Source organism: Micromonospora sp. NPDC049171, assembly GCF_040648275.1.
Taxonomy (GTDB): domain Bacteria; phylum Actinomycetota; class Actinomycetes; order Mycobacteriales; family Micromonosporaceae; genus Micromonospora.
Genome location: NZ_JBEZDJ010000027.1, coordinates 1 through 18921, shown reverse-complemented (window position 1 = coordinate 18921; position 18921 = coordinate 1). Strand labels below are relative to the sequence as shown.

Sequence of the window (18921 nt, the reverse complement as noted above, 5' to 3'; positions counted from 1 at the left end):
ATGATCCGTCGGGAATACGGCTGGGGCCGCGTGGTGAGTGCGCACCACGCGGCCCCGACCGGTCGTTCGTTCGTCAGCGGCTGAGGCTGGCAGCGGTCTGCGTGTCGGTCTCGGAGAAGGCGTCACTGACCTGCGTGAGGTACTGGCTGATGCCTTCCATGCCGTGCAGGGTCTGGTCGACGCTGCCCTTGTACTCCTCGAAGTACGGACCGAACTGCTGCTGGGCGCCCGGGGTGTTGTAGCCACCCTGGATCAGAGTGTCGATCTTGCTCTTCGCCTGGGTCATCCCGTCCAGCAGGGTCTGCATGTTCTGCTGGAGCCAGCTCGCGGACTCCTGGATGTCCTCGCTGACGATGTGGTACGTAGCCATGTCTCTCTCCTGTCCTGAGCTTTCGGGCCGGCGAGCCGATCCCCCTGTGGACCGTCATCCGCCGACGCCGCCACCCACACGGATGCCCGCGCCATCTGGTTCAGAGCGGCTCCGACTTGTTGGGCGGGCGCGGCGTGGGTGGTCCCGGTGAACCGTTTCGTGGGGTCACTCGTGTGGGTGCCGGACCGGTTGCACAGGCCCGGCCCACAGGGAGCACGAGGGGGAGCGAACATGGTGGGGCAAGCGCGGATCGCACGAGGCGCGATCGCACTGATCAGTCTGGCGGCGCTGGCCGCCTGCGGCGACGACGCGGGCGCGGGCGCCACCGCCTCGCCGTCTGAGGGCCCGGGGTCGGCACCATCGGCCGCCGCCAGCACGGACCCGACCCCGCAGGTGGTCGAGGTCACCCCCGTCCCGGCGCCGACGGTGGCGAAGACGCAACGCCGGGTCCAGATCTTCAGCGGGCCGTCCGACGTTCCGCTGCCGAGTGTCACGGACCGCGGTCGGGGCATCTCCGTGATCCAGTTGAAGGCCATGAACCAGGCCGACATCGGCACCTACGTCGCGGACGGCCGCGAGATGACCCTCTACCGGTTCGACAAGGACTCGGCGAAGCCGTCGAAGGCGACCTGCGTTGGTGACTGCGCCAAGACCTGGCCCCCGCTGCTCGTCTCGTCACCCGGCCGGATCTACCCGGACGGCGTCGACCCGCAGTTCGTCGGGTACGTCGAGCGTCCCGACGGAACCTGCCAGGTGACCATCGCAGGCTGGCCCGTCTACCGGTTCGCCAAGGACGCCGCACCCGGCGACATCAAGGGCCAGGGGGTCGGCGGCACCTGGTTCGCGGTCAGCCCGACCGGAGACCGCACGAAACCGCTACCGGAGGTCGTCACCGTGCCGACGACCCCCGCCGCCCGCTGAGCCCAAGGAGCCGAGCATGAGCAGCCCACCCGGGAGTTTCGACAGCTCCGACGCTGCCGGCGCGAGCGGGGCGACCCTGTTGGCGCCCCGCTGGAAGCCGGCGCCCCCGCCGCAGTGGGGGCCGGCCAGGGCCGCATCGGGCGCGAGCAGGCGCCGGGTCGCTCCGAGACTCGTGTGGACCGTCGCCGTGCCGGTGGCCCTCCTGGTCGTGCTGGGGACGGTCCTGGCCGTGATCCGGCCCGGGTCGTCGGACCGGAAGGTCCTCGACACCGCGGCATTGCAACGAGACGTGCTGACGGTGCTTCGCGAGGACTACCGGCTCGACGCGGACACCGTCGCCTGTCCGGTGGACCAGCCGGTCCTCGAAGGACACCGGTTCACCTGCACCGCGGAGGTCGCCGGAGCAACTGTCACGACCTGGGTGACCGTCAGGTCGACGGGGCAGATCGACGTCGCGCGCCCGAAGTGACCAGACCGTGGCGCGGTGGTGGGCGCCCCGACCCGGACGGGGCGCTGCCGGTCAAGAGTTCGTCAAGAGGCTGGATGGTGGCCGCACGTAGCGTCTGAGCTGGGACCGGTCGCCGGTACCGCATTGCGTTCGCGGCAGAGCGGTGTCGCTGGCGGGGCTGGTCCCACCCCTGCACCCGGGAGGCCAGACGCCAGATGACAGCCGCAGACCCCACCTGCCCGGCCACCGGCCAGACTCTCTCGCTGGACGAGCTGATGATCGACCACACGGCACCGTTGTTCACGTTCGTCCGGACTCTCGTGACGGATCACCACCTCGCGGAGGACATCGTCCAGGAGACCTTCATCAGCGCCTGGCGGCACGCCAACCGCCACCGCCTCGGGGAGGGCTCGGTCCGGGACTGGTTGATGACGACGGCGCGCGACCTGGCGGTCACATCACTGCGGGAGGTCGCCGTCCAGCGCGAGACGATCGATGCGGAGGTCGACGTCCCCGAACCGGATCACGCGGACGCCGCCGTCGCCACGGCCGAGACGGTCACGCTGCTGCGTCGACTGCCCGAGGAACATCGCGCCGTGCTGCTGCACACCTATGTGGCCGGACGGACCGCGCACCAGACAGCCCGTGTGCTCGGAGTCCCGGTCCGCACGGTCCGGTCCCGGCACCACCACGCGCTGTCCGCCCTGCGTGCGAGCCGCACCACCCGATGACTCGGAGTGCGCCTCAGGTGGACGATCATAGGCGCGAGCCGGACGCCTCGATGGTTTCTCGCGCGCCGTGCACGGTGACACCGGTCAGCCGAATGGTGCCCAGGGCATCGGGGACGTGCGGATCGGTGGCCACGGTCCCGTTGTCGACGTCCAGCCCGAGCATCGTGCGCAGGAACAGCAGGGGCGCTCCGCTGGCCCAGGCCTGGGGGTTGCAGGCGGTGGGGTAGGGGACCGGCCGTCGGCCGAGCGAGCGGTCGTACCCGGAAATGGCCTCCGGGAGGCGGTATTCGAAGTGGGCGGCCGCTTCCAGCATCGCCATGGCGATGCGGTTCGCCGCGTCGCGGTGACCGTACCGGGCGAGCCCGGCGGCGATGATCGAGTTGTCGTGTGGCCAGACGGTCCCGAGGTGGTAGCCGATGGGGTTGTATCCCACGTCCTCGGTGGAGAGGGTGCGGACACCCCAGCCGGAGAACATCTGGTCGGACATCAACTGCCGGGCCACCGAGGCGGCCCGGTCGGGTGGGACGATGCCGCTCCACAGCAGGTGGCCCATGTTCGAGGTCATCGAGTCGATGGGGCGCTTGTCGGCGTCGAGGCCGATCGCGTAGTAGCCGCCGCGCGCGGGCAGCCAGTAGTCGCGGTTGAAGCGCTCGCGCAGATCGGCGGCTTCGGCCCGCAGACGTCGCGCCAACGCGCTGTCGGCCCAGGGCCCGTCGGCGAGTTGTGCGGCGCGGAGCTTCGCGTCGTAGGTGTAACCCTGGATCTCACAGGTGGCGATCGGCAGGGACGGAAGCCTGCTGTCGGCGAACTGGACGCCGTCGGGTGAGTCGCGCCAGCAGTGGTTGCGCATACCTTCGGGGGAGCGCGTGGCGTACTCGACGTAACCGTCGCCGTCACGGTCGCCGAAGTGGTCGATCCACCGAAGTGCCGCGTCGGCGTTGGGACGCAACCGTTGGACCAACGCGTCGTCGCCAGTCCATCGCCAGTACTCGGAGAGCAGGATGAGCCACAGCTGGGTGGTGTCGGCCGCGCCGAAGCACGGGCCGTACGGCATGATGCCCAGCTGCGTCAGCTCGCCGGACCGGTACTCGTGCAGGATCTTTCCCGGTTCCTCGTCGCTGAAGTCGTCAACGGTGTTGCCCTGGTGTGCGGCAAGGGTGACGAGTGCCCCCCGGGCCACGTCCGGTCCGCAACTGATGCTCTGGTAGGCGGTGATCAGGGTGTCCCGCCCGAACACCGCCAGGAACCAGGGCATGCCGGCGGCCAGCAGAACGACCTGCTCGCCGTTGATCTCCTTGACGATCCGCATCGACACCAGGTCGCCGGCCGACTTGTGGTAGACGTCGCGCAACAGGCCCGAATCCGTACTGAGGTCCGGCTTGTTCGCCCTCCACCGCCACGCCGCGTCGTCGGCGCCCGGGTCGTGCTCCTCGCCGAAGGTTCTGCTGACCGGCAGGTAGTCCCTGCCTTGGCAGTTCAGCAGCACCCGCAGCTCGCAACCCCAGCTGTCACCCCGTCCCAGGCGCACGTCCCAGACCAGTGCGTCGCCCTCGACCCGGTCGGCGTGCGGCTCGGCCTCGACGGTCGTGACGGCCGACCAGTGCGAGTTCTGGTACGAGAATCGCAGGGCCGAACCGTCCGACCGGTGGTCACGCTGGATGTCGGGCAGCCTGTTCCGTCCCGCCTTCTTGATCTCGAAGAGGTCGGCGAAGTCCGCGCCGACAGCCAACCGCAGACGTACGGAGACCGGCTCGGCGCCGAAGTACTGCACCGTGATCCGCTCACACATGCCGTCTCCGACGAACCGCTCCCGCCGCACGCCGACCCGGTTCGCCTCCAGGCCCTCGATCTCGGGATTCGCGAGGAAGAAGGCCGCCGAGTACGCGTCGACGGGGTTCGCACTGAGAACGAGCGGGGCCTTCCCGTCGAAGGTCAGTTCCCAACGGCTGATATAGCGGGTGTCGTCGTGGACCAGACCAGCGATGGAGTCCGTCGGCACGTCACCTGTCGAATTGGACAACATGAAGGTCCGGCCTTCGAATACGCCGACCGAGTCCGGGCCCAGTTCCGGTGGCATATCCCGGGTGACGCCGCCGTTCGCCGCGTCGGAGCGTTCTGACGACTGCGGGCTGGAAGGCGTCGACCGAGATTGCATGGCACTCAATTCCCCCCGCCGACAGTGGGACGGCCCTGCCGTACACGCTCGTAGTCTAGGGCGCGAAAAGTCGACCGCGCGGCGATATCGAAGGGCTGCGCGAGAGCGGGTGTGGCCGCCCACCGGCACGGCGTGCGGCGTTACGCGGGCCTGACGGGTGCCCTGGTCCGGCCCAGGGTGGCGAGGAAGAGGATCAGGCCCGCGGTGGTGAGGACGAATCCCGCCCACACCGTGGAGAGGGTTCCCCACCCGGCGCCGATGGTGACGGCACCACCCATCGCGCCGAGCGAGTTGGCGAGATTGAGGGCGGCCAGGTTGAGGGCGCCCATGAGGGTGGGCGCGTCCGGTGCGAATTCGGTAAGCCGTACCTGGATGGTGGGAATGGCGAACATCATCGTCGCTCCGACGCCGAACAGTGTCGGCAGGAGGATCAGAATCTCACTGCCGAGGAAACCGATGGCCGCGAGCAGCACCAGGACATAGCCGAAGCCGTAGATGAGCGGTCGGCTGCCGTACCTGTCGGCGGCCCGGCCGCCGAAATAGTTCCCGAATGCCATGCCGAGACCGAAGACGGCGAGGGCGACGGGGATGAGTGACGGGCTCTCGCCCGCCGCGGCGGTGACGAACGGCCCGATGAACGTGTAGACGGCGAAGATGCTGGAGATGCCGAGCGCCGCGACCGTGACCATGAGCCAGACCTTGGGTCGCCGAAGGGCGCCGAGTTCGCGTGCCACGGAGCTGCCGTGCAGGTCGTCGGTGCGTGGCAGCCATGCCAGCAGCGCCGCGCCGGCCAGGAGACCCACGCCGATGACGGTCCAGTAGGTGGCGCGCCACCCGGCGTGCTGGCCGACGAGGGTGCCGAGCGGTGACCCGAGGACGGTGGCCACGGTCAGGCCGCCCATCACCGTCGCGAAGGCCCGTCCGCCCTTGCCCGGCCCGTAGACGTACGCGGCGACGACCGCGCCGGCGCCGAAGTAGGCGCCCTGCACGCTGCCGGTGACGAAGCGGAAGACGACGAGGGCCGCGATGTTCGGGGCCAGGGCCGAGAGGACGTTGCCGACGAGAAAGAGCGCGAGCAGGCCCAGCAGCAGGGTACGGCGGTTGGCCCGGGCCGCGAGCAGTGTGATCGCCGGCGAACCGATCATGACACCGAACGCGTAGGCGCTGATCGCGTACGTCGCGACCGGGATGGACGCGTCCAGGTCGGAGGCGAAAAGTTGGATGATCCCGTTGCTGCCGAACTCGCCGGTGCCGATGGCGAAGGCGCCCAGGGCCAACGCGAACAGCGTCAGCCCCTTCCGGCGACCCGGTTGCGCGGCGGTACTCCGCTTCGCCTGCGGGGCGCGCCGGGATTCGTACGGCTTGTTGAACACACCGGGTCGGTCCGAGTCGGTCCGAGTGTTGCTTGCTGACGCGGTCATGGAGCCCTGTCCTTGCCGAGGAATACCTTCCGGCAGATGATGACGACAGGTAGTTGACAATTTCTGAGTGAGCTTTCGGAGCAGTGCTGTCCACAGGCGAGCCCAGGTGACTGCCGAACCGGACAGATCCGCACGGCCACGCCCGAGCGCGACGCCGCCCGCCGAACCACTCAGCCCAGCCGGCAACCTCAGCGCGCGGGGCACAGATCCCCATCCGTGCCGAAACAGATGGCCGGCGCTCGTACCGACAGACGTGGTGTTCTCGACGGCTCGCCGCCGGGGTATTTCCACCCTTCCATGCCGGCGGCTGCGCGGACGTCCGTTTCGCCCTGAGTGACGAGTCCGTTCGGCGTGGCCGGACGTAGACTTGGCGGTACCGCGAGCAGCGGGATGTTCACGATCCGTCAAGTGAAACAGGAGCTCGAATTGTCGAAATCGGCCGCTGCCCGTCACGCCGACGACGGAGCACGGCCGGTCAGCGGCAGCCTGCGGTTCCAGATCCTGGGCCCCCTGCGAATCTGGCGCGACGACGTCGAGTTGAGCGCCGGGCCCCGACAGCAGGGCAATCTGCTGGCCCTGCTGCTGGCCCGAGCAGGGCGCCCGATCAGCGTGAGCAACCTGATCGAGCTGCTCTGGGGCGAGGACGCGCCAACCAGCGCCACAAACGTCATCCACAAGTACGTCGGCACCCTGCGACGGCTGATGGAACCCTCGCTGCCCCCGCGCGCAACCGGCTCGTACCTGCGCCGGCACGGTGGCGGTTACCTGTTCGCGCCAGGTGCTGGCACCCTCGACCTGGTCAGCTTCCGCGAGTTCACCAGCGCCGCCCGGGCGAGTCTCGCGCTGGGGGACCGCGACAGGGCGCTCGACAGTTACGTCGAGGCACTCCAGCTGTGGCGCGGGCCGGCGGGCGACACGTACGCCGCCGGGTCGGCCGCGACGTCGATCTTCGCCGCGCTCGACCGCGAGTTCCTCGACGTGTGCGTGTCCGCAGCCGAACTCGCGGTGTCGCTGAACTGTTCGGGGCGTGTGTTGCAACCCCTGCGCCTGGCCGCCTCGATGGCGCCGTTGAACGAACCGGTGCAGGCGAGTCTCATCTCCGCGCTGGGCACGGCCGGTCACCAGGCCGACGCGCTCAAGGTGTTCCGGACGGTGCGCTCCCGCCTCCTGGAAGACCTGGGCATCGATCCAGGGACGGCGCTTGAGGCCGCGCACCGGCACGTGCTCACCCAGGCGACGACGGCCCAGGACGCCGCGGGCGCCGGTCGGGGGCAGACAGTCGACCGCCTCCCGCCGGAGCCGCTGGTGCGACCGGCGCAGCTGCCACCCGACCTGCCCACCTTTGTCGGGCGTACCGAAGAACTCGCGACGCTCGGCGCTCTGCGCAGCGGATCGGATGGCGCCGGTCGGACCGGCCCCCTGATCGTCGCTCTGGACGGGATGGGCGGGGTCGGCAAGTCCACGCTTGCCGCGCACTTCGCACACCTGGTTTCCGGCGACTTCACCGACGGGCAGCTGTACCTGGACCTGCGCGGCGACCAGACCACGGACGAGAGCGTGTCCGCCGGGGACGCGGTCGGGTCACTGCTGTCGTCGCAGGGTGTCCACGTGTCCAGCATCCCGGAGACGCTCGCCGCGCGGGTCGGCACGTTCCGGAGCCTCACCGCCGGCAAGAGCATCCTCGTGTTCCTCGACAACGCCAGCGACTGTGCGCAGGTGCGCTCGCTGCTGCCCAACTCGCCGGAGAGCCTGGTCCTCGTGACGAGCCGCAAGCCGCTCGTCGAGCTTGCCGCCATCGACGGAGCCCACCTGCTGCACCTTGACCCTCCGGACATGCTGACCGCCCGTGAGCTGGTTCGGCGTCGGCTCGTGAGCGCACCGAACCGCGCCGTGGCGGGCCTCGCCTCGCCGGCCGGCATCCTGGACGAGATCATCGAGCTGTGCGGTCGCCTACCGCTGGCGCTGGCAATCCTGGCCGGGCGACTGAGTGCCCGTCCGCGCCTCGCCCTCGCCGACGTGGCTGCGGAGTTGCGTGACGGCACGCAGCGGCTCGCCGCCTTCTCCAGCAGCCACAGCGTTCGGGATCCGCGGGCCGCCTTCGCCTGGTCGTACCGCCAGCTCAGCCCGGACGCCGCCCGACTGTTCCGGCTGTCCTCCGCCGCCATGGCGCCCGGCCTGTCGGCCGCGGCCTCCGCCAGCCTGGCCGGGCACCCGGGGCCGGTCGCGCGCGCGACACTGCGGGAACTCGCCGACGCGGCGCTGCTGGACGAGGACGACAGGGGGCGCTTAACGTCGCATGTGCTGGTCAAGGCGTACGCGCAGGAGCTTTTTCTGACGCACGAGCCCGCCTCGGACAGGGCGGCGGCGACCACCCGGCTCCTACAGCACTATCTGCACAGTGGATACCGGGCGGCGATGGTGCTGGCACCGGAACGCCCAATTGTCGCGCCGTCTCCGGTGCCGGCCGGCGTCGCGCCGGAGCAGCCCACCACCTACGACGAGGCGATGCGATGGTTCGACGACCACCGCGAGGTGTTGCCGGAGGCGGTGCGGCGCGCCGCCGAGGGTGACTTCGGCATCGCCGGGTGGCAGTTGGCCCTCACCATGCAGCCGTGGTTGCGGCGCAGCGGGCGGTTCCACGACTGGCAGGACATCATGCGTGTCGCACTGGCTTCGGCCAGCGACAGGGGAGACCGGGTCGGCGCGGCGCACGTCATGTGTAGCCTGGCCGACTCCCGTTCCTACCTCGCCGCGCACGCGGAGGCCCTCGACCTGCTCTCGGGCGCGCGACAGATCTTCGCGGAGCACGGCCTGCTGGCGGAGCAGGGCGTCGTGCACTCCACCCTGCACCGGATCCACACCGAGCTCGGCCAGCACCAGCGTGCGCTGGAGGAGAACGAGAGAGCACTGGCCCGGTACCGTGCCGCCGGCATCGAGCAGGGTGAGATCTGGGCATCGGCGGCCCAGGGCCGCTCGCTCGTCCGGCTCGGTGCTCTCGACGAGGCCATGTCGTGCCTGGACGAGGCGCTCGCTCGCAGTGAGAAGAGCGAATGGACGACGGACGAGGCCGACATCCGCATCTCGATGGCCGAGTGTCTCGGTGCGATGGGCCAGCAGCACCGGGCCGTGGAGCACCTCGAACGGGCAGTCGACGCGGCCGCCGAGGCGCAGAACCGGATCAGCGTGTTCGAGGCCTCGATCCTGCTCTGTGAAGCACACCTGGGCCTCGACGAGGTGCCCGGCGCCTGCCGGGCGTGGCGGCAGGCGTGCGACGCGATGCACGCCATGCAGAACGGTGGGACCCGAAACATGCGGGACAAGGTCTGCGACATGGGCGACAAGCTGACCGAGGTCACCGAATTCTGCCCACGATCCCAGGACACGCAGAGGTGACCCAGGCGCCAGCGGGGCGGGTGACGCTGCTGGCCGGCGCGGCACACCCGCTGTTGCCGTCACTGACCGAGACCACGGCACGGATTCACGAACATGACATCCGTGCGACGATCGGAGCCGGCAGGTGGCGGGCCTACGTGGGTGAGATCGGGCTTTGAGCGCGATGAGCCACGATGCCTTCGCGGCGCACGCCACACCGCTTACCCGAAGGGGCTCCTCGATGACCGATCACCAGACGCTGGACATGTGGTTCGACCCGCTCTGCCCGTGGGCGTGGGTGACTTCGCGCTGGTTGCTCCAGGTGGAGCAGGTCCGGCCGGTACGCGTCAGGTTCAAGGTGATGAGCCTCGCCGTGCTGAACGCCGACAACGACAGCGTGCCGCAGGAGTACGCCGATCGCCCGGAGGTGTACTTCGCTCTGCGCCGAGAGGCGTGGGGGCCGGTGCGGATCTGTGTCGCAGCGGCCCGGACCGCCGGTCCCGAGGTGTTGCGCGACCTCTACACAGCACTGGGTACCCGGATCCATCCCGGTGGGCAGCAGCCCGGTGACGAGCTGTACCGGGCCGCCCTGGCCGATATCGACCTCGATCCGAACCTGGCCGCGGCGGCCGGCAGCGAAGAGTACGACGACGAGTTGTTGGCGAGCCACCACGCCGGGCTCAAGCCGGTCGGACTCGACGTCGGCACACCGATCATTCACGCACCCGGACCGGACGGTACGACAGTCGCCTTCTTCGGCCCGGTGGTGACACCCGCCCCGCAGGGCGAGGCCGCGGGCCGGTTGTGGGACGGCGTCCTGCTGGTCGCGGGCACGCCCGGGTTCTTCGAGCTGAAGCGGTCCCGCGACACTCCGCCGATCTTCGGGTGACACGCGATGGGAGCCACCGGCCGGTGGCTCCCATCGATCTTCCAGTCGGGTTCGAGCCGTTCATCGCACGCTGGGTTCACCGCCGCGGATCCCGCCGGGCGGTTGCCAAGATGAGCAGTGAGGACCCTGTCGATGCTCACCTCGAAGACTTGCGAACGTCCGGACGGTGCCCGGTGACGCGGCGTGTCGTCATCACCGGGCTCGGTGTCCGTGCCGCCGGTGGCAACGGTGCCAAGGAATTTTGGGATCTGCTCTGCTCGGGCCGTACGGCGACCCGGCGGATCTCGTTCTTCGATCCTTCGCCGTACCGGTCCCAGGTTGCCGCCGAGGTCGACTTCGACCCGGTGCTGGAGGGCTTGACCCCTCGGGAGACCCGCCGGATGGACCGGGCCACCCAGTTCGCCGTGGTTTGTGCGCGAGAAGCCGTCGCGGACAGCGGGCTGGACGTCGGAACTCTCGACCCGTACCGGGTCGGGGTCAGCCTGGGCAGCGCGGTCGCCGCGGCGACCAGCCTGGAACGCGAATACCTCGTGCTCTCGGACAGCGGCCGCAAGTGGGTCGTCGACCCCGAGCTGGTGTCGCCGCACATGTTCGACTACCTGGTGCCCAGCGTCATGCCGGCCGAGGTGGCCTGGACAGTGGCGGCCGAGGGCCCGGTCACGATGGTCTCCAACGGCTGCACCTCGGGCCTGGACTCGGTCGGACATGCCGGGCAGCTGATCCGGGAGGGCAGCGCCGACGTGATGCTGGCCGGCGCATCGGACACGCCGATCACCCCGATCGTCGTCGCCTGCTTCGACGCGATCAAGGCGACGACCACGCTCAACGATGACCCGGAGCACGCGTCCCGGCCGTTCGACGCGACCCGTAACGGGTTTGTGCTCGCCGAGGGCGCCGCCATGTTCGTTCTCGAGGAGTACGAGCACGCGCGCAACCGTGGCGCACACATCTACGCCGAGTTGGCCGGCTACGCCACACGCTGCAACGCCTACCACATGACCGGCCTGAAGACGGACGGCCGGGAGATGGCCGAGGCGATCCGGGTGGCGCTGGACGAGGCCCGGCTGGATCGCAGCGACGTCGGCTACGTCAATGCGCACGGGTCCGGCACGAAGCAGAACGACAGGCACGAGACAGCCGCGTTCAAACGCAGCCTGGGGCCGTACGCGTACGAGGTGCCGATCAGCTCGATCAAGTCGATGGTCGGGCACTCGCTCGGCGCGATCGGCTCGGTGGAGATCGCCGCCTCGCTGCTGGCCATCGAGCACGGCGTGGTCCCGCCGACGGCCAACCTGCACACCCGCGATCCCGAATGCGACCTGGACTACGTCCCTCTGACCGCCCGTGAGCAGGCAGTGCCGAGCGTGCTCACGGTGGGCAGCGGCTTCGGTGGCTTCCAGAGCGCGATGGTGCTGCGACGTCCGGAGGAGACCCGATGACCACCCCGGTGTACGTGACCGGCATGAGCGTAGCTGCGCCCAGCGGGCTGGGTCTCGAACGGTTCTGGGACGGCCTGCTGGCTGGGCGCAGCGGCATCGCGCCGCTGGCCCGCTTCGACGTCCAGCGCTTCCCGGCCACTCTGGCCGGCCAGATCACCGATTTCGAGGCGCGCGAGCACCTGCCCAGCCGACTGCTGCCGCAGACCGACGTGTCCACCCGGCTCGCTCTGGTGACCGCCGACTGGGCGCTCGCCGACGCCAAGGTCGACCCGTCCGAGTTGACCGATTACGACATGGGCGTGGTCACCTCGAACGCCGCCGGCGGTTTCGAGTTCACCCACCGGGAGTTCCAGAAGCTGTGGTCGATCGGTTCGCAGGCGGTCAGCGTCTACGAGTCGTTCGCCTGGTTCTACGCGGTGAACACCGGCCAGATCTCGATCCGCCACGGCATGCGTGGCCCGAGCAGTGCGCTCGTCGCCGAGCAGGCCGGTGGCCTGGACGCGGTCGGCCATGCTCGCCGAACCGTCCGGCGAGGCACCGCGCTGATGGTGACCGGCGGCGTGGACTCCGCTTTCGACCCGTGGGGCTGGGTTTCACAGATCGCCAGTGGGAGGGTTAGCCGGGCCGTCGACCCCACCCGGGCGTACCTCCCCTTTGACGCCTCGGCCTGCGGCTACGTGCCCGGCGAGGGCGGCGCCGTGCTGGTCCTGGAGGACGCCGCCGCGGCCCGTGCCCGGGGCGTGCAGCGCGTGCACGGTGAGATCGCCGGCTACGCGTCCACCTTCGATCCGCCGGCCGACTCGGGCCGCCCGCCCGGCCTGCGCCGCGCCGCCGAGATGGCCCTGGCTGACGCCGGGATCGAGGCCGGTGAGGTGGACGTGGTGTTCGCCGACGCGCTGGGTGTCGCCGCCTCCGACGCCGCCGAGGCCGAGGCGATCCGTGGATTGTTCGGCCCGAACGAGGTACCGGTCACCGCGCCGAAGTCGCTCTACGGCCGGCTGTACTCCGGCGGCGGTCCGACCGACCTGGTCACCGCCCTGCTGTCCATCCGCGACGGCGTCATCCCCGCCACTGCCGGGACCGCTGACGTACCCGCCGACTACGGCATCGATCTGGTGTGCGGCACCCCGCGCTCCGCTCCGGTCCGTACCGCTCTGGTGCTGGCTCGCGGTCTGTGGGGCTTCAACGCCGCCGTCGTCGTCCGTGGGGTCAACGATTCGCTCGAGAAGGAGACCTACCGATGAGCAACTTCGCCGTCGACGACCTGCGCCGCATCCTGATCGCGTGTGCCGGCGAGAGCGAGGCCGACCTGAACGGCGACATCGCCGACCGCCAGTTCGACGATCTCGGATACGACTCGCTCGCCCTGATGGAGACCGCCGCACGGATTGAACAGGACTACGGCGTCCGCATTCCCGATGAGCAGATCGTGGAGCTGGACACGCCGCGCGCGGTGGTCGACGTGGTGAACGCCGTCCTCGTCGAGGCGTCATGACGCACCGGCGGGTGCACTCGCGGGTGGTGGCGGTGCCCGCCGCCACCGTCTACGGCCTGGTGGCCGACGTGAGCCGCTGGCCGGTCATCTTCGAGCCCAGCATCCACGTCCACCACCTCGAACGCGGCGAGGGTCACGAGCGTTTCCAGTTGTGGGCGATGGTCAACGGCGCGGTGAAGAGCTGGACCTCGCGGCGCACCCTGGACCCGGAGGCCCTGCGGATCACGTTCCGCCAGGAGCACAGCCAGCCACCGGTCACCTTGATGAGCGGTGAATGGATCTTCCGTCCGCAGCCGGACGGCGGCACCGAGATCGTGCTCGTGCACGAGTTTTCGGTCGCTGGCGGCGAACGGCAGGTGGCGTTGCTCGAGCAGGCACTGGACGCCAACAGTGAGCGTGAGCTGGCTGCCCTCGGCCGCATCGGCGAGCTCGAACATCCCGTCGACGACCTGGTCTTCACCTTCTCCGACGAGGTGGAGCTGCCGGGCACCGCCGCCGACGTGTACGACTTCGTCTACCGCAGCGACCGCTGGCCGGACGCGCTGCCGCACGTGCGGCGGGTGGTGCTGCGCGAAGAGGAGCCCGGCATCCAGGACATGGAGATGGAGACCGTCACCAGCGACGGCAGCACGCACACGACACGTTCGGTGCGGGTCTGCCTGCCGGGGGAGCGGATCGTCTACAAGCAACTGATCCCGCCGGCGCTGCTGACCGGGCACAGCGGTTCATGGCTGTTCAGTGAGCGGCCGGGCGGGTCGCTCGTCGTTGCGGAACACACCGTCGCGATCAACCCGGCCGCGATCACCAGCGTGCTCGGCGCGGGAAAGACCGTGGCGGACGCGCGGAGCTTCCTGCGTGCGGCCCTCGGCCGCAACAGCCGGGCCACCCTGACGTACGCCGGCGCCCACGCGAGCGAACGGGCGGCGGTCTCGCCGGACGAGGGCGTTCCGCGATGAGCTTGATGGCCGGCGTGAGCCGTACCGACGGTCCGTCCGGCAGCCAGCGGTTGGTCGAGATCGCCGACGGCGTCTTCGCCTACCTGCAGCTGCCCGGCGGGTGGTGCGTCAGCAACGCCGGTGCGGTCTCCGGGCCCGAGACGCTGATGGTCGTCGACACACTCGCCACCGAGCAGCGGGCCCGCCGGCTGCACGCGGCCCTCAGCGGCCTCGGCGGGCCGCGCCGACTGGTCGTCAACACCCACCATCACGGCGACCACAACTTCGGCAACCACGTCTTCGACACGGCCACAGTGGTCGCGCACGAGCAGGCGCGGGTGGAGATGGCCGAGACCGGCCTGGCGCTCACCGGGCTCTGGCCGGACGTGTCGTGGGGTGACGTACGGGTCACTCTGCCGACTCTGACCTTCCGCGATCGGGCCACCGTGCACCTCGGTGACCGGGTCGCCGAGCTTGTCCACGTCGGCCCGGCGCACACCACCAACGACGTCCTGGTGTGGCTGCCTGACACCCGTGTGTTGTTCGCCGGGGACGTGCTGCTCAGCGGCGCGGCCCCGTTCAACCTGATGGGCTCGGTCAGCGGCGCGGTGACGGCGTTGCAGCGCATCCGGGAGCTCGACCCGCGCGTCATCGTGTGTGGGCACGGGCCCCTCGCCGGGCCCGAGGTGATCGACGAGAACCTCGCCTACCTGCGCTGGATCCAACAACTCGCCGAGGAGGGCGCGGCGCAGGGGATGAGCCCGCTGGAGACCGCGCTGTCGGCGGATCGTTCCGCCTTTGACCACCTGCTGGACCCGGAACGGATCGTCGGCAACCTGCACCGCGCGTACGCGGAACTCGCCGACGGACCGCTCGGGCGCCCGCTCGACGTGGTCAGCGTCTTCGGCGAGATGGTCGCCTTCAACGACGGACGCCTGCCTGCCTGTTTCGCCTGACCCGCTTACTCGAAGGACATTCGATGACTTCACCGCGTACCTGGCCGATGCGCCGGGTCCTCGCCGTAGCGGTCGCCGCCGCCGCGGTCCTCACTCTTTCCTATCAGCCGCTGCGCAGCGAGGGGAAGCCGGCGGCCTTAACGGCGGCCGGCCAGAGCGCCCACTCCCCGCACCTCGCCGCGGCCGGACACACCACCTCCTCCCAACACTCGGCTGCGTCGGACGAACCCGCGCCGCAGCGCGCCGACGCCACCGGCAAGGCCGTCGACGTCTGTCTGGTGCTGGGCAGGCCGGAGATCGAACAGGACCTGCGGTTGCCGGCGAGCGTGGCGGAACGCCTCTACCAGGGCACCCGCTCCTACCCGGGTCCGTGCGCCGACTACGGCCCGGCCCAGCGGGTCGGTACGGGTGGCAGCGTGCGGATCGCCACCCAGAGCGTCGGCAGGCGCCCGATCAGCATGTCGTTCGTCTTCGACAAGGGCATGCTCACCGGGCTGCCGGCCGAACTGTCCGACGGCAAGCACTGCTACGACGTCAACGGCGACGGCGCCATCACCCGCGACGCGGAGTGCGTTCACGAGCACGAGTACATGCTCCAGTTGCCGCAACGCTTCCGGCAGCGCGTCGGCGGCCCGTTCAAGTGGGCCATGCTCAACTGGGACCCGCGCGGCCACGCACCCGATCCGATCTACGGCGTGCCCCACTTCGACCTGCACTTCTATCTGCAGGAGGAAGCCGAGACGATGGCGATCGGCACCGGGCCGTGCGGCGGGATGAACCTGATCGACTGCGACGACTACGCGCGGGGCCGCAAGCCGGTGCCGCCGGCCTACCTGCCGGCCGGCTACGTGGACATCGACGCCGTGGTGCCCGGCATGGGCAACCACCTCGGCGATCCGGCCTCTCCCGAGTTCAACGGCGCACCGTTCACCCACACCTTCCTGTACGGCGCCTTCGACGGCGACATCACGTTCTACGAGCCGATGATCAACAAGGCCTGGTTCGACGACTTGGGCGCCGGGCGGGCCGCCAACTCCTGCACTCCCATCAAGCTGCCGGCCGCGTGGGAGGTCGCGGGTTGGTACCCGACGCAGTACTGCGTCGCCTACCGGCCGAACCGGCAGGACTTCACAGTCTCGGTGACCGGTTTCGTTCAGCGGTCCGCGTCCTGAGTGTGAGGGCGACCGCAACCGACAGGAGGAACTGATGCTTTCCACCGACTCCGCGGTCGACGGCGCCTCCACCTTCGACCTGGCCGACTATCGCGACGCGATGGCCCGGTTCCCGACCGGGGTCGCGATCGTGACCACCCACGACGAGAGTGGTACGCCCTACGGGTTCACCGCCAGCTCGCTCTGTTCCGTCTCGCTGCACCCGCCGATGCTGTTGGTCTGTCTGGCTCGCACGGCGAACTCCTACCCGGTGTTCGCCAGCAGCGGGACCTTCGCCGTCAGCATCCTCGGCGCACACCACACCCAGCTGGCCCGGCGCTTCGCCGGCAAAGGCGTCGACAAGTTCGCCGCCGGCGGATTCGAACGCACCGCCGGCGGCGCGACGGTGCTGGGTGACGCGGCCTCGGTGCTGGAATGCGCGGTGCACAGCCGGCACACCGCCGGCGATCACATGATCCTCGTCGGCGCGGTCTGCGACGTGCGGGTTACCGGAGACACCGAGCCAGCGGTCTACTTCGACCGTGGCTTTCACCACCTGCGCGGTCCGGCTGACGGCGGACCGGCCGGCCCATGACGACGACACCGGGGGAAGCCATGCCGGCGATCAAGCCGATCACCGCCGACGACGACACGCTGCGGGCCCACCTGAGCGACGCGGAGGCACCGGCCCTACTGATGACCGTCGCCCACCTCACCGGCGACCTGTCGATCCTGCGTGACGATCTGCGACCCAACGGCTGGCTCTTCCTGCCACAGGGCGGCCTGACGGACGAACAGCAGGATCATGCCCGCGAACTCGCCCTCAACGCGCTGCGGCGGCTGCGCGAAGGAGCCGCGGTGCCCCGGCTCGACCGCGGCACGCTGCGGCGGGTCACCAGTTGGGCGATGGGCGGCGACACCGAGGACCTTGTGCCGTTGCTTGAGCAGGAGTTGATCCTGCCCGGCGAGGACCCGAAGGCGCCCGACTGGCGGCTCGACCAGGTGGCCCCGGACCGAGACGCCCGGGTGGTCGTCATCGGCGCCGGCCTCAGCGGACTGCTCGCAGCGCACCGGCTCACCCAGGCGGGCGTGCCGGTCGTGGTCTACGAGAAGAACCCCGACCTCGGCGGCACCTGGTTCGACAACCACTACCCGGGCTGCCGGGTCGACGTGCCCAGCCACCTGTACAGCTATTCGTTCGCCACTCGTACCGACTGGCCCGACCACTTCTGTAAACACGACGAGTTGCTGTCCTATCTGCGGGATTTCGCCAAACAGCACGGCCTGCTGGACCTGATCCGCTTCAACAGCGAGATCCGCGCGGCGCACTGGGACGAAGCGGCCGGTCAGTGGCGGCTGACCGCGGACACTCCCGACGGGCCACGCACCGAGCAGTGCACAGTCCTGGTCAGCGCCGTCGGTCAGCTCAATCGCCCGCACGTGCCGCAGTTCCCGGGCAGCGAGGAGTTCGCCGGTCCGGCGTTCCACTCGGCCCGGTGGGATCACCGCGTGGACCTCACGGGCAAGCGGGTCGCGGTGATCGGCACCGGTGCCAGCGCCTTCCAGTTCATTCCGGAGGTGGCCAAGCAGGCGAGCCGACTGACCGTCCTGCAACGCACCCCGCCTTGGCTGCGGCCCACCCCGCACTACCACGACGCGGTTCCGGCCGGCGTCCAGTGGCTCTACGAACACCTGCCGTACTACGCGGCGTGGCAGCGGTTCTGGTTGTTGGCGCCAGGCCTGCGCGGCGTACTGGAGGGCTGGGTCGTCGACCCGGACTATCCACCCAGCGAGCGTGCCGTGTCGGCGCTCAACGACCAGTTGCGCGCCACGCTGACGACATATCTGGAGAGCCAGCTGACCGACCGCCCCGACCTGCTGCCACTCCTCCTGCCGCGCTACCCGGTCGGAGCCAAGCGGGTGCTGCGCGACAACGGCAAGTGGCTGGCCACCTTGAAGAGCGACCACGTCCGCCTGGTTACCACGGCCGTCGACAGGCTCACCCCGGACGGCGTACGCGACGCGGACGGCGAGCTGCACCCGGCCGACGTGATCATCTATGGCACCGGATTCCAAGCCTCGCAGTTCCTTGCCCCGATGACCGTGACCGGGCGCGACGGCGTCGACCTGCACGACTACTGGAGCGGCGACGCACGCGCGTACCTGGGACTGACCGTGCCCGGCTTCCCCAACCTCTTCTGTCTGTACGGGCCGAACACCAACCTGTCCGGGCAGGGCGGCAGCATCATCTACTTCTCCGAGTGCGGGGTGACCTACCTCGTCGACGCGGTGCGCAGGTTGGTGCAGGGTGGGCACCGAGCCATGGAGGTCCGCCCGGAGGTGTTCCGCGAGTTCAACACCTGGGTGGACGAGGCGAACTCCCAGCGGGCCTGGGGCTTCTCCAACGTCAGCAGCTGGTTCGTCAACGCCGCCGGGCGGACCGCGCAGAACTGGCCGTTCCCGGCCCAGGACTACTGGCGGCGCACCCGGGCCGTCGATCCGGCCGACTACGAGTTGCGCTGACCACGAACGTCGGCCGGGTACGGGGGCAGCCCCCGTACCCGGCCGCGGGCCGGTGTGGGGGGGGGGGGGGCGCGCCGCGGGGGGGGCGGGGGGGGGGCGGCCGCCCCCCCGCGCG

17 protein-coding genes are annotated in these 18921 nt (G+C 70.0%); 14 read left to right on the top strand and 3 right to left on the bottom strand.

Annotation, left to right across the window (positions count from 1 at the left end):
- Positions 1-73 precede the first annotated feature (73 nt).
- Positions 74-370 (bottom strand): WXG100 family type VII secretion target, encoded by a 297-nt coding sequence (locus tag AB0B14_RS28835; protein WP_007457407.1) that lies wholly within the window; start codon positions 368-370, stop codon positions 74-76.
- 231 nt (positions 371-601) lie between these two features.
- Between AB0B14_RS28835 and AB0B14_RS28830 the strand changes: the two genes are divergently transcribed.
- The 3 genes from AB0B14_RS28830 to AB0B14_RS28820 all read left to right on the top strand — a co-directional run bounded on the left by AB0B14_RS28830 (position 602) and on the right by AB0B14_RS28820 (position 2470).
- Positions 602-1291, top strand: coding sequence for a hypothetical protein (locus AB0B14_RS28830; RefSeq protein ID WP_357073935.1), 690 nt, complete (start codon positions 602-604; stop codon positions 1289-1291).
- A 16-nt stretch (positions 1292-1307) separates the two neighbouring features.
- Positions 1308-1760 (top strand): DUF4333 domain-containing protein, encoded by a 453-nt coding sequence (locus AB0B14_RS28825; protein ID WP_357073938.1) that lies wholly within the window; start codon positions 1308-1310, stop codon positions 1758-1760.
- Positions 1761-1954: 194 nt separating this feature from the next.
- Complete coding sequence (locus tag AB0B14_RS28820) at positions 1955-2470, top strand: sigma-70 family RNA polymerase sigma factor (RefSeq protein ID WP_357073941.1); 516 nt, start codon at positions 1955-1957, stop codon at positions 2468-2470.
- Between the two features lie 25 nt (positions 2471-2495).
- Here AB0B14_RS28820 and AB0B14_RS28815 read toward each other — a convergent pair whose 3' ends face one another.
- Complete coding sequence (locus AB0B14_RS28815) at positions 2496-4547, bottom strand: glycogen debranching N-terminal domain-containing protein (protein WP_357525225.1); 2052 nt, start codon at positions 4545-4547, stop codon at positions 2496-2498.
- 218 nt (positions 4548-4765) lie between these two features.
- The gene (locus AB0B14_RS28810; RefSeq protein ID WP_357525223.1) at positions 4766-6046 is read right to left on the bottom strand and encodes an MFS transporter; all 1281 of its coding nucleotides are present in this window, start codon (positions 6044-6046) and stop codon (positions 4766-4768) included.
- Between the two features lie 408 nt (positions 6047-6454).
- Here AB0B14_RS28810 and AB0B14_RS28805 point away from each other — a divergent pair, with 408 nt between their 5' ends.
- From AB0B14_RS28805 to AB0B14_RS28755, 11 genes are all read left to right on the top strand, one after another.
- Positions 6455-9439 (top strand): BTAD domain-containing putative transcriptional regulator, encoded by a 2985-nt coding sequence (locus AB0B14_RS28805; protein WP_357525221.1) that lies wholly within the window; start codon positions 6455-6457, stop codon positions 9437-9439.
- Positions 9436-9597, top strand: coding sequence for a hypothetical protein (locus tag AB0B14_RS28800; protein WP_357525218.1), 162 nt, complete (start codon positions 9436-9438; stop codon positions 9595-9597). Before AB0B14_RS28805 ends, AB0B14_RS28800 begins: the two co-directional genes overlap by 4 nt.
- A 62-nt stretch (positions 9598-9659) precedes the next feature.
- Positions 9660-10307 carry a disulfide bond formation protein DsbA gene (locus AB0B14_RS28795; protein ID WP_357080924.1) on the top strand — a complete coding sequence of 216 codons (648 nt, stop codon included), beginning with the start codon at positions 9660-9662 and terminating at the stop codon, positions 10305-10307.
- Positions 10308-10480: 173 nt separating this feature from the next.
- Positions 10481-11746, top strand: coding sequence for a beta-ketoacyl-[acyl-carrier-protein] synthase family protein (locus tag AB0B14_RS28790; RefSeq protein ID WP_357080927.1), 1266 nt, complete (start codon positions 10481-10483; stop codon positions 11744-11746).
- Positions 11743-12990, top strand: coding sequence for a ketosynthase chain-length factor (locus tag AB0B14_RS28785; protein ID WP_357525216.1), 1248 nt, complete (start codon positions 11743-11745; stop codon positions 12988-12990). The genes AB0B14_RS28790 and AB0B14_RS28785 overlap by 4 nt, the downstream gene beginning before the upstream one ends.
- Complete coding sequence (locus AB0B14_RS28780) at positions 12987-13241, top strand: acyl carrier protein (RefSeq protein WP_357080933.1); 255 nt, start codon at positions 12987-12989, stop codon at positions 13239-13241. Before AB0B14_RS28785 ends, AB0B14_RS28780 begins: the two co-directional genes overlap by 4 nt.
- Entirely contained in the window at positions 13238-14197 is a 960-nt protein-coding gene (locus AB0B14_RS28775) for an aromatase/cyclase (RefSeq protein WP_357525214.1), read from the top strand. The genes AB0B14_RS28780 and AB0B14_RS28775 overlap by 4 nt, the downstream gene beginning before the upstream one ends.
- A complete protein-coding gene (locus AB0B14_RS28770; RefSeq protein WP_357525212.1) occupies positions 14194-15132 on the top strand; it encodes an MBL fold metallo-hydrolase in 939 nt (312 codons plus the stop codon). The genes AB0B14_RS28775 and AB0B14_RS28770 overlap by 4 nt, the downstream gene beginning before the upstream one ends.
- A gap of 23 nt (positions 15133-15155) precedes the next feature.
- The gene (locus AB0B14_RS28765; RefSeq protein ID WP_357080939.1) at positions 15156-16304 is read left to right on the top strand and encodes a hypothetical protein; all 1149 of its coding nucleotides are present in this window, start codon (positions 15156-15158) and stop codon (positions 16302-16304) included.
- A gap of 34 nt (positions 16305-16338) precedes the next feature.
- Positions 16339-16878, top strand: a complete 540-nt coding sequence (locus tag AB0B14_RS28760; RefSeq protein WP_357080942.1) for a flavin reductase family protein — start codon at positions 16339-16341, stop codon at positions 16876-16878.
- Positions 16875-18806, top strand: coding sequence for an FAD-dependent oxidoreductase (locus tag AB0B14_RS28755; protein ID WP_357525210.1), 1932 nt, complete (start codon positions 16875-16877; stop codon positions 18804-18806). The genes AB0B14_RS28760 and AB0B14_RS28755 overlap by 4 nt, the downstream gene beginning before the upstream one ends.
- The last annotated feature ends 115 nt before the right edge of the window (positions 18807-18921 follow it).

Bases quoted from the DNA above. Each gene is read 5' to 3' on its own strand.
- AB0B14_RS28775 (WP_357525214.1), top strand. From the start codon at position 13,238: ATGACGCACCGGCGGGTGCACTCGCGGGTGGTGGCGGTGCCCGCCGCC.
- AB0B14_RS28825 (WP_357073938.1), top strand. From the start codon at position 1,308: ATGAGCAGCCCACCCGGGAGTTTCGACAGCTCCGACGCTGCCGGCGCG.
- AB0B14_RS28830 (WP_357073935.1), top strand. From the start codon at position 602: ATGGTGGGGCAAGCGCGGATCGCACGAGGCGCGATCGCACTGATCAGT.
- AB0B14_RS28820 (WP_357073941.1), top strand. From the start codon at position 1,955: ATGACAGCCGCAGACCCCACCTGCCCGGCCACCGGCCAGACTCTCTCG.
- AB0B14_RS28810 (WP_357525223.1), bottom strand. From the start codon at position 6,046: ATGACCGCGTCAGCAAGCAACACTCGGACCGACTCGGACCGACCCGGT.
- AB0B14_RS28770 (WP_357525212.1), top strand. From the start codon at position 14,194: ATGAGCTTGATGGCCGGCGTGAGCCGTACCGACGGTCCGTCCGGCAGC.
- AB0B14_RS28765 (WP_357080939.1), top strand. From the start codon at position 15,156: ATGACTTCACCGCGTACCTGGCCGATGCGCCGGGTCCTCGCCGTAGCG.
- AB0B14_RS28755 (WP_357525210.1), top strand. From the start codon at position 16,875: ATGACGACGACACCGGGGGAAGCCATGCCGGCGATCAAGCCGATCACC.
- AB0B14_RS28815 (WP_357525225.1), bottom strand. From the start codon at position 4,547: ATGCCACCGGAACTGGGCCCGGACTCGGTCGGCGTATTCGAAGGCCGG.
- AB0B14_RS28785 (WP_357525216.1), top strand. From the start codon at position 11,743: ATGACCACCCCGGTGTACGTGACCGGCATGAGCGTAGCTGCGCCCAGC.
- AB0B14_RS28795 (WP_357080924.1), top strand. From the start codon at position 9,660: ATGACCGATCACCAGACGCTGGACATGTGGTTCGACCCGCTCTGCCCG.
- AB0B14_RS28760 (WP_357080942.1), top strand. From the start codon at position 16,339: ATGCTTTCCACCGACTCCGCGGTCGACGGCGCCTCCACCTTCGACCTG.
- AB0B14_RS28835 (WP_007457407.1), bottom strand. From the start codon at position 370: ATGGCTACGTACCACATCGTCAGCGAGGACATCCAGGAGTCCGCGAGC.
- AB0B14_RS28780 (WP_357080933.1), top strand. From the start codon at position 12,987: ATGAGCAACTTCGCCGTCGACGACCTGCGCCGCATCCTGATCGCGTGT.